This window comes from Bradyrhizobium sp. JYMT SZCCT0428 (assembly GCF_018131075.1).
GTDB lineage: Bacteria > Pseudomonadota > Alphaproteobacteria > Rhizobiales > Xanthobacteraceae > Bradyrhizobium.
Map to the genome: position 1 here is coordinate 1 of NZ_JAFCLS010000111.1, position 9,797 is coordinate 9,797.

Consider the following 9,797-nt stretch of genomic DNA (forward strand, 5'->3'; position numbering starts at 1 on the left):
CGGCGGTGCAAACGAGACCGGCAATGAACGCGCGGCGCCTCATTTGATCCCCTCCTTGGCTCCTGAGCCGGGAGCGTAACAGCGCTTTAACTTGCGCTATCTTATCACGTCGGAATGAGGGCGGGCGTGCTAAACTGGATACACCGGCTCTCGATCACGGCCGTTCTGGCCGACTGCCAAATGTCGTTCGCCCCTCGAGCTGTGAGCAGACGTAGATTCGAACAACAAGCGCAGTCTGGAGGACCCCATGAATGTATTTCTTTTCTGCGCACTGATATTCGTTTCCTCGTTTGTAGCCATTTGGGCTTTGGTTTGTTGAGAAACTGCGCGGCGACAGCGCGCCGCAGGTCGTCGATTTGACTGCCCCTCGCGGTCGCTAACTACGCGGCCGGCCACTTACAGATTCAAACTAGGCCACTAGTGGTGGAAACAAGCCAGCGCAAGCGGGCCGCCAATCTGCGGGAGGGGTTTCAACGGGATAATAATTGCCGGTGCGTTGTGAGCCGGGTGGCAATCGTTAACCAATACGCGTTTGGATCCATGGTGTGAGGCATCAAGGAGACCCAAATGGCAAAGCGTTGGCCTACAGTCCGCAGCGATGATCGCTATGGGACCGGCTGGGCTTTAGGTGGCCTAGCTCTATTGAGTGCCGCCCTATTCGTAACAAATCTAAGTTCTTAGCCTCTCGGCAGACAGGTTGGTTCTCCGCGCATTAATGATTGCCGGTGCGTTGCGGGCCAGTTGCAGTAGGCCCCGACAAGGCGGCCTTTGTCATAAGACTGTTAAGTAGGTTTGCTTATGTCCAATAGGCTAGCTATGGGCTCTGCAGCGGGCAGGACAATTAATATGGTCGGCGGGGCCGCCTGAATTTTAGAGCAAGGCAGGCGGCCCTACTCGACTAGTTCCTGACGCCGCTGTCCCGGATCGTCGGTATCTGCAGCTCCGCAGCTCGCTCTTTCCGTTGCTTCTTGGAAAACTCCCGTTCGCGCCGCTCGAAAGCGGCGAGTTCCTTTTGCGCGGTTTCGAGAAAGCGGTCGCGTGGTGTAATTGCCAATCGAGTATGCCCCGTCATTACGCACTCCACTGATTGCCCAGCGCCCGTTCTACCCAAGTGCAGGAACTCGGGAAAGGTTCGCCAACGCAAATACTATTTAGTCTAAAACGGGCCACGGCAAGATGGCGAAGTAATTTCATCGTTCTGTCACGGAACGCGCCCTTCATCGGCCTATTGTCGTGTGTCCGCTTACTGGAAAAACGCGTATGAAATTCGAGGTCACGCCAAGGCCCAAACATCTTATTAGCGCCATTGCCATCGGCCTTGGGGGCATTGGCTTGCTTGTTATTTTGGCGGTGATCCGCTGACTCGGTTGGAACGACCTTCAAGCTGGCTAGTTATTTGATTGTCGATGCGACAACAATCGACGAACGTCCCAGCGGCCCAGTTTCCCCCCGAGACTGGGCCGCATCCTTATATTGGGCGGCTTGGAACTAACGCGCAGCCACGATTGATCCGGGTGGGTGCAGGAGTCTGTTATGAGTCATTGGCGAAAGCAAAATTCAACGGCATCGCAGTTCAACCCGAAGCTAACCGGCTGGGCGATGGCCTTTTCGGCGCTGGCTGGGGTGTTGCTTGTTATCTCAGTATGCGGGCGGGCTTAAGAGCGGATCAGTTTGACAATGGGGGCGGGCTGGGTGGCGGTAGGCTAAAATCGTTTGCTCGTTTCGCAGCCAGCTTTCGGTAGGCCGTCGCTTGATTCAACAACTGAGTTTTGAAAGTTGAATCTGGTTCGCCCGCCGCGAGGCGTTCAAGACTTAGAGCCCGCTCAAGGTATTCGGTAAGCAGCTTTATTTTTGGTTCCCCCAACCGCGCCCATAACGATTATCAGGAGAGGTCCAATTAAACTTTGGACTTGGTATACCGGCTCGCACCAAGGTGCATTCATGTTCTCGGTCCGGCCGGCTCACTGCGCGGTGACCGTAATCTACCTCACTCGATATGCGGGCGTCCGAATGGTAGCGCGGCCCCAATACCGGTACGGCATAGGTCATGTTGCCGCGCGATCAAAACGCACGCGACGAAACGTAGCATTGTATTCTTGTGCGTGAAGGCACGTCCTTTCGACAGTGGGCGCGCTCGATAGAGGCCAGCGCATGCTTGAGCTTTGGAACAACTGGTACGACACCCTGGCCTCGGTGGAGGCGCTTGCCACCGTCATCGTCATTGTCCTGGTGGCTGCCGGCGCTATCACGCTGGCGGAAAGTCGGCGGCGATAAACGCGTCCGACAAAAGATTGAGTTGGGGCGGCGTCGGCAAACCGGTCATTTAGACCAGCCTAGGAAGAAGGTTGCTCAGCAAATCAACGCGCGCCACTTCCGCTCAGGGTCCAAAAACGGACCTCAAAATGCCCATGCTCAACGTCCGCCGCTAGGACGTCAAGAGCGGACATCGGCTGAGCGCGGCCGCAGCAGCGCTGAAGAGCCAAGCTCCGCGATCGTAGTTGCCTTTGTTCCAGACGGTTTGCCGTTGATCTGCTGTTTCAGGATCGCCGACGGTTTGAACACCACGACCCTACGGGGCGAAATTGTCGCCTCAGTTCCAGTCTTTGGATTGCGGCCGACGCGCTGGTTTTTATTGCGCACGATGAACGAGCCGAACGACGAGAGCTTAACGGTTTCGCCCTTCGCCAAAGTGTCGGTGATCTCGTTGAGCACCAATTCAACCACACCCAAACACTCGGCTCGGGGCAGGCCCACGGTCTGGTAAACGGCTTCGTAGAGATCGACGCGCGTGACGTTCTTTCCTGTCATGGGTCCCACCCATATGATTTCAACCCTTGTATCACGCCCGGCTCGAGGCTCAAATGAGGTGTTGCTACGCCCTGTCCCGATGGCAGGAATGGGCAAGCTTGCAGGCATCCGACCGCCAGGAGGGCTTCCATGAGTGCCATCAGAAGCATCGCTCGACATATCCTGATGACGTTGCCGATGCTCGGCATCGTCCTGGCGGCTCATGCCGAGACCTATCCTTCAGGCGTTATTCGCATCGTCGTGCCAACGGGACCGGGGACGCCGCCTGACGTCATCGGCCGCGTCATCGCATCGGAACTCGCCGAAGCCGAAGGCTGGCGGATGGTTGTGGAGAACAAGCCAGGCGCGCTTCAAACCATCGGAATGTCCGACGTACTGAAGCAACCGGCGGATGGCTACACGATTTACTCCATGAGCGTGCCGACCGCGGCGGTGCCTGCCTTGATGCCGAACCCGGGGATGCGGCCGGACGTCGACTTTACCCCAATCGTCAAAGTCTCGAAGTCCTACTATGCACTCGTCGTACCTCCTTCCTTTCCGGCGAAGTCCATTTCCGAACTGGTGGCCGTCCTCAAGCAGAACCCCGGAAAATACAATTTCTCGTCTGCAGGATTTGGAACCCCCGCACACCTCATTAGCGAGATGCTCAAGTTGCAAGCCGGCATCCAAGCCATCCACGTGCCCTATCAGCAGTCACAGCAGCGCATCGGTGACCTGCTGAATGGCACCAACCATTTCGATTTTCTCGCGACGGTCACGGTAGGCGACTTCGTGGAAAGCGGGCGGCTTCGTGCCCTTGGCGTGACAGCGCCTGACCGCGTGGCTGGTCTCAAGGACGTGCCGACGGTTGTCGAGCAAGGTTTTGCCGAACTCGTCGTGGAGGACTACGTCGGATTCGCCGTCAAGAGCGGCACATCGAGCGACATCGTGACGACCCTTAACAAGGCAGTGCACAAGGCGCTTCAGAAACCCAAGGTCATCGAGACCTTTGCCAAGCTTGGCGCAACGCCGGCGGGAGGAACGGCCGACGCGTTTGGGACGCTCGTCAAGGATCAGGTGGCTTACTGGGGGAAAGTCATTCGAGATTCCGGGATCAAGCTGCCGCAATAGCCAGCCTAAACACCTCGAATTTATGATCCCGAAACATCTGTATCCGCCATCAACCGCCGCCAGCTACGCTGCCAATCGTCGTTCTTACTCAGTCGGCTGTCAGACGCGTAAACTAAATCGACGATTGACCAATCAGATCGCTGTGCTGTTCGTCGGCTAGGCAAATGTCCGCTAATGGGATGGACCGGCTGCTTCCCCCGCGGGGATAGTCTGCAAGGACTACACCGCAGCAACCGGAGAAGCAGCCCATGGATACCACCATACCGCCCTTGGCCTCGATCGGCATCGACATTGGCGAGGAAGTCTTCCACGTCGTTGGTTCAGCACCGACGGCAGAATTGCTTTTCGTCGCAAGATCAAGCGGCTGGCGCTGGTCGAGACCTTCAAAAAGCTGCCTCCGAGCGTCGTTGGCATGGAGGCGTGCCTCAGCGCACACTTTGTCAGCCGGGCGCTGCGTCAACTGGGCCATGAGCCACGGATCATTCCGGCGATCTATGTGAAGCCGTTCGTTAAAGGGCAGAAGAATGACTACAACGACGCCGAGGCGATTGCCGAAGCATCCCTGCGGCCGAACCTGCGCACCGTGCGCGAGAAGACGCAGGATCAACTCGATCTCCAGGCCTGCCATCGCGTTCGCTCCCGCCTGGTCTCGCGGCGAACCGCCACGATCAATCAGATCCGCGCCTTCCTCATCGAGCAAGGCATCGCGGTCAGGACCGGATCGAGGACCCTGCGCAACTCGCTCATGGCAATTCTAAAGAACCGCCAGGACGAGATATCGCCACGGATGAGCGGCTTGATCGCCGGCCTTTATGAGGACTGGATTGCGCTCGATGAGAGGATCGACACGATCGCCAGCGAGATCGAGAAGATCAGCGAGAAGGAAGCCAACTGCCAGCGCCTCATGAGCGTTCCCGGCATTGGCCCACTGATCTCGACCGCCGTGGTCGCTGCCATCGGTACCGGCGAGGCATTCGAGCGTGGGCGCGATTTCGGGGCATGGCTTGGCCTCGTGCCCCGCCAATACAGCACATGTGGCCGATCAATCCTGGGCCGCATTTCCAAGCGAGGCAGCAAGTATCTCAGAACCTTGTTCATCCAGGCCGCAAACGTCATCCTGATGCGCCCGCACAATTGGGGGCGTTTCAGCTTCGGAGTATGGCTTCTGAACGCAGCTCCACGGCTCCATCGCAACAAGCTGGCAACGGCCTTGGCCAACAAGCTGGCGCGGATCGCGTGGAGCATCCTGCGCAACGAGAAGACCTTCGACACCCCCCGTCACGAGGTGGTGGCTATCTGAGCCCAAACCTCGCCCCAGTTCGCGACAGAGAAAACGCATGGAACGGATCGATGAACGCATCAAGAGTTTGGTGACCCGAATGGTTGCTCGTCAACCTGTCCGCTAATGAGACCAAAGATGCGTGCGTATTCCCATCAAGGCCACGGCCCGCGAGCCGATCAAACAGGCCGGAGACATATCAGCGACTTCCGCTTTCTACGCACAATCTCTCTTGCGAAACGCAGCCGGTCCATACATTTGGGTCATTCGCGTCGTTTTGCCGGTCTGCCCATGACTTCCGTCCTCCCCCGGAAGCGGACATCGTCACGGCCGGTCGGCATATGTCTCAAAAGTGCCCCGAACAGACTCAATCACCGCAACAAATAGGAACTTAATCACTTCGTCGGCGCGGTTCCTTCGACAACCTGGCCAAAAGCCCGCTCGAAATCTCTAATCGATCGGACCCGGGTTTGCCGATTGCATGATCTTGAAGCGAATTAGTCCCCGACGCGGGCTGGACGTGATAGCGTTCGAAATATTGGACCGACCCTTGGGGGTAACCCTTGAGACGACGCCAACTCCTCATCCGTCTCGGCTATGCGGCGGCGTCACCTATCCTCTTGGCGCTCGCTCCCCGACCAACCGCTCGAGCGCAGGCGACTTCGAGCGCAACTCGGAAGATAGGCGTCGTAACGCTCGGAGTGTCGCAGTCCTCGCCTATGTTTAAGGCTTTCATCGCCGGACTGCGGGAACTCGGCTACGAACCCGGGAAGAACATCATCCTCGAATTTCGTTATGCTGAGGGGCAACCTGATAGATTGCCCGAACTTTTGATTGAAGTTCTGGCGCAGAACGTCGACATCATTGTCGTAGAGAGCATCGCGGCAGCGATATTGGCGAAGAAGGCTTCGCAGACAATTCCAATAGTTGTAGCCATTGCCTCTGACCCGGTCGGAGCGGGTGTGTTCGCAAGCTTTGCTAGGCCCGGCGGCAATGCCACTGGCCTTTCGCTGCAATCGGAGGAGATCACCGCCAAGCGGATTCAACTCATAACAGACGTCGTGCCTGGAGTGGCGTCAATGGCCGTCCTCTACAACCCGAACCGGGCAACAATCGAGACGAACATCAAAGAGACCGAGGTTGCCGCACGCAAAATGGGAGTTCAGGTTCGGTTCATTCCGGTAGGAACGCCTGCCAATCTGCCCGTGGCATTAGAGCAAACGGCCAGTGGGCGGCCGGAAGTGGTCATGACGCTTCCGGACGGAATGCTCCTAAGCCTGGCCAAACCAATTAGTGCGTTCACGGTCAACCGCCGCCTTCCGGGCATTTTTCCGGAGCGCGATTTTGTCGAGGCCGGCGGCTTAATGGCCTACGGTCCTAGTCTAGTGGCGCACTTTCACAGAGCAGCCGCATATGTCGATAGGATTTTGAAGGGTGCAAAGCCTGCCGATCTACCAGCCGAACAGCCGACGCGCTTTGAGCTGATCCTCAATTTGAAATCGGCGAAGTCACTTGGTATCACTTTCTCATCTTCTATTATGACGCTCGCTGACGAGATGATCGAATAACCGTCAGCTATCGTAAAAACAAACGAGGAAGCAGGGGTCGGGGAGAAGCGAGGAACCCGATCCCACGCATTCTTGGCTTCTGCGCCTTCCAGCGGGCGATAATTACTTCAACTCCACCGGGCAGCCATCCTACGGCCTCAACGGTGGCAGATACTAGGATGACGTCCGGGGCAAGCGCGACCAATTCCTCCGCGTATTTGCGGCGGTCCGCATCGTTAGCGCCCCAGCGCGCGTCGATCCGCACGTTGCGACCATCGGTCCAGCCTAGTTGCGCCATCGCCTGCGTGAATGCCGTAAAGCGAGCCTGCCCTTCAAGATCGTTTGCAACCAAGTGCATCAGCACGCCGATGCGCCGCACACCGCCGGGCTGCTGCGCGCGCGCCGCGAGCAGGCAACGCGATGGCCACGCCACCGGCAAGCGTGATGAAGTCCGGCGCTTCATGCGTGGTGCCCTCAGCCGAGGATCCTATCACACCGTCATAGAAAAAGGGTGCATTGTGCGTCAAAATTTGGCGGCCAATGTCTCAGTCGGGTCATTCGCGTCAGTTCGCCCCGAGCACGGCGACTTCCGGTCTACCCCGGCGAACGGATTCCCTGATGCGAATTTATTCGATAAGCTCGTCGGATGCGATAAGAATGAATTGCGGTACGGCAAGACCAAGCGTCTTGGCGGTCTTCATGTTGATGACCATTTCGAACCTTGTCGGCCGCAGAACCGGAAGGTCATCCGGTTTGGCACCTCGCAGAACCTTGCCAGCATATACTCCGACCTGCCGATAGGTATCGGAGAGACTTGCGCCGTAGCTCATTAGCCCGCCCTCCGCCGGAAACTCCCGGATGTGGAAAATACCGGGCATGCTGTGAGTGGACGAGAGCGCCACGATTTGATTGCGCTGGCTGTCAAAAAATGGATCGTTCTGCACAACGAGAGCGGTGGCGCCCGCCCTAACGAGTGCGGCAAAACCTGCCTCTATCTCAGCTTCCGTCGTCGCCGGCTGTGCGACCAGCTCGCGGCCGATCGACTGAGCTGCAGTGGCTACCGCCTGCCGATGCTGTTCGCCCCTTTCCATTCCAAAACGCGGATTGAGCAACAACCCCACGATGCGCGTCGAAGGTACCATTCCGCAGAGAAGCTCCAACCGTTTGCCAGCGAGATCACCCGTAAAGAAGTTGACGCCCGTGGCCTTACCCGGCCGGTTCATGCTGGTTACAAGCCCCGCCTGCACTGGATCTTGGCCGACGACAAAGACGAGCGGTGCCTCAAAGCCCGTCCCCTTCGCCGCTTGTGCCGCGGGATCGCCACCCGCGACCAAAAGCGAAAGCGGTTGGCGGACAAGATCGGCGGCAAGGGGTTGCAACTGGCTGTAGTCGCCATTTGCCCAGCGATACTGGACGGTGACGTCACGACCCTCGACAAATCCCATCTCTTCGAGCCCGCGGCGAAAAGCATTGGTGTGAACGGCGGCCTCGTTGGGCGAACGCGCGCTCAGAAATCCGACCAACGGCACGCCGGACTGGGCGCGAGCCACGGACATGCACATAGCGGTTATTCCTAAGCCCGCGATAAACTTCCTACGCTTCATGCAACGACCCTCATTCGGCACTGACATAAGGCGAGCATTTCCCAAAAGTGCCATTCGACATCTGTGCCCTTACTCAATCACGTCGTCGGCACGAGCGAGCAACGTGGGCGGCAAATGGAGGCTGAACTGTCGTGCAGCTTTTTGGTTCAAGACCAGCTCAAACACGGTTGGGGCTTGAACGGCAGTTCGGCAGGATTGGCACCGCGCAAGATTCGATCAACATAGGATACTGCGCTTGCGATATTCTTGTCGATATTCACCCCGTACGACATGAGGCCGCCGGCGTCGCAGAAGGCGCGAAGCGGGTAGATCGCCGGTAGCCTACACTGCGCAACCAGCGCACTAATCTGAACACGCCGGACAAAAGTGATCGCGTCCGGCAGAAAAATAAGCCCACCATTCGGCTCATCCTTGAGCGAGCGAATAAGACGATCAATGTCGGAGCTATCGCCGCTCGGCGTCACAATCGAGGTAATTCCTACTTTGCTCGCGACTTCATCAATTGACTTGCGAAACGCCGAGGAATTGTTGCCCGGTTCAGGGTTATAAACAATCCCTATGTGGTCGATGGTTGGCGCCACTTCCTTGATCAGCGAAACCCATTTACCGCCGAGGGATGGTTCAAATGGCGTAAAGCCAGTTACGTTGCCTCCGGGCTTCGAGAAACTCTTGACGTAATGCATTCTGACTGGATCGCTGACCATCGCGAAAACGGTCGGAATGTTAGAATGCTCGGCATGCAGTGCGGCCATAGATGTGTTTGTCACTGCGAACAAAACATCAGGCTGCAAAGCGAGCAGCTCCTGAGCATATGCCTGTGAGAGATTGGTATCGCCCTGGGTTATTCGATATTCGATCTGGAGATTCCGGCCGAGTATCCACCCCTTCTCTCTGAGAGCTGTTTCGAGAACGTTAGCTTGAGTTGGCGAAGCTATGAGAGCCCCGACACGACGCGCACGGCCTTGAGCACTCGCGCGACCGATGTTGGCGAGCATCGCAAGACCGAGAACGAACTCCCGCCTCCTCATGTGCTCCCCTTAGACTTTCAGATGCGCTAATGGTATCGCGCCGGAGAACAGGTGGATAGGGGCTTGTGTCCGCGTTGGGTCAAAGTGAGAAGTCCGGGCGCTCAACCCGGAAGTCGGCTTTGCCCTCAATAACGGATTTCGGCAGAGGCCATCGGACGTCTCAAAAGTGCCACTGGCAGAAGTGATCGTGGCCCAGCTACTGGTGCGCCGCATCCGATACCTTGATCGCTGCGGGAATGAGTCCGAGATCCTTGAAGGTGTCGGCGATCCGCTGCTGTTCGGCGATAACCGAACTGCTGATCGGCAGGATGTCGAAGGTCCTGCGGGACAGCGCAACCTCCATCACCGGCTCGGGGAACCCGGCGGCCGCGCTGAACGTCTTTGCGGTGCCCCGAATATCCTTTGCCGCTTCGGCGTAGAC

At 57.7% G+C, this 9,797-nt stretch carries 8 protein-coding genes and 2 pseudogenes; 4 read left to right on the top strand and 6 right to left on the bottom strand.

The features are described from left to right. Positions 1 to 898 precede the first annotated feature (898 nt). Entirely contained in the window at positions 899 to 1,072 is a 174-nt protein-coding gene (locus JQ575_RS43000; RefSeq protein WP_212039194.1) for a hypothetical protein, read from the bottom strand. Positions 1,073 to 2,151: 1,079 nt separating this feature from the next. Here JQ575_RS43000 and JQ575_RS45990 point away from each other — a divergent pair. Then, entirely contained in the window at positions 2,152 to 2,274 is a 123-nt protein-coding gene (locus JQ575_RS45990; protein ID WP_283814210.1) for a hypothetical protein, read from the top strand. Between the two features lie 159 nt (positions 2,275 to 2,433). On the opposite strand, the gene JQ575_RS43005 is transcribed toward JQ575_RS45990, so the two are convergent. Continuing rightward, positions 2,434 to 2,808: an integration host factor subunit alpha gene (locus tag JQ575_RS43005; RefSeq protein WP_212039195.1), complete on the bottom strand. Its 375-nt coding sequence runs from the start codon at positions 2,806 to 2,808 to the stop codon at positions 2,434 to 2,436. A gap of 177 nt (positions 2,809 to 2,985) precedes the next feature. Here JQ575_RS43005 and JQ575_RS43010 point away from each other — a divergent pair, with 177 nt between their 5' ends. The 3 genes and pseudogenes from JQ575_RS43010 to JQ575_RS43020 all read left to right on the top strand — a co-directional run bounded on the left by JQ575_RS43010 (position 2,986) and on the right by JQ575_RS43020 (position 6,765). Further along, a complete protein-coding gene (locus tag JQ575_RS43010; protein ID WP_212039196.1) occupies positions 2,986 to 3,918 on the top strand; it encodes a tripartite tricarboxylate transporter substrate binding protein in 933 nt (310 codons plus the stop codon). A gap of 248 nt (positions 3,919 to 4,166) precedes the next feature. Further along, positions 4,167 to 5,218 (top strand): annotated as a pseudogene (locus JQ575_RS43015) (IS110 family transposase). Positions 5,219 to 5,916: 698 nt separating this feature from the next. Further along, positions 5,917 to 6,765, top strand: a complete 849-nt coding sequence (locus tag JQ575_RS43020; protein ID WP_212039197.1) for an ABC transporter substrate-binding protein — start codon at positions 5,917 to 5,919, stop codon at positions 6,763 to 6,765. A 7-nt stretch (positions 6,766 to 6,772) separates the two neighbouring features. Here JQ575_RS43020 and JQ575_RS43025 read toward each other — a convergent pair whose 3' ends face one another. The 4 genes and pseudogenes from JQ575_RS43025 to JQ575_RS43040 all read right to left on the bottom strand — a co-directional run. Further along, a complete protein-coding gene (locus JQ575_RS43025; protein WP_212039198.1) occupies positions 6,773 to 7,207 on the bottom strand; it encodes a hypothetical protein in 435 nt (144 codons plus the stop codon). A gap of 163 nt (positions 7,208 to 7,370) precedes the next feature. Beyond that, on the bottom strand, positions 7,371 to 8,348 hold the full coding sequence (locus JQ575_RS43030; protein WP_212039199.1) for an ABC transporter substrate-binding protein: 978 nt from the start codon (positions 8,346 to 8,348) through the stop codon (positions 7,371 to 7,373). 146 nt (positions 8,349 to 8,494) lie between these two features. Beyond that, positions 8,495 to 9,376, bottom strand: a complete 882-nt coding sequence (locus JQ575_RS43035; protein ID WP_212039200.1) for an ABC transporter substrate-binding protein — start codon at positions 9,374 to 9,376, stop codon at positions 8,495 to 8,497. A 196-nt stretch (positions 9,377 to 9,572) separates the two neighbouring features. Then, positions 9,573 to 9,797, bottom strand: a pseudogene (locus tag JQ575_RS43040) (sulfonate ABC transporter substrate-binding protein); the annotation flags it as partial.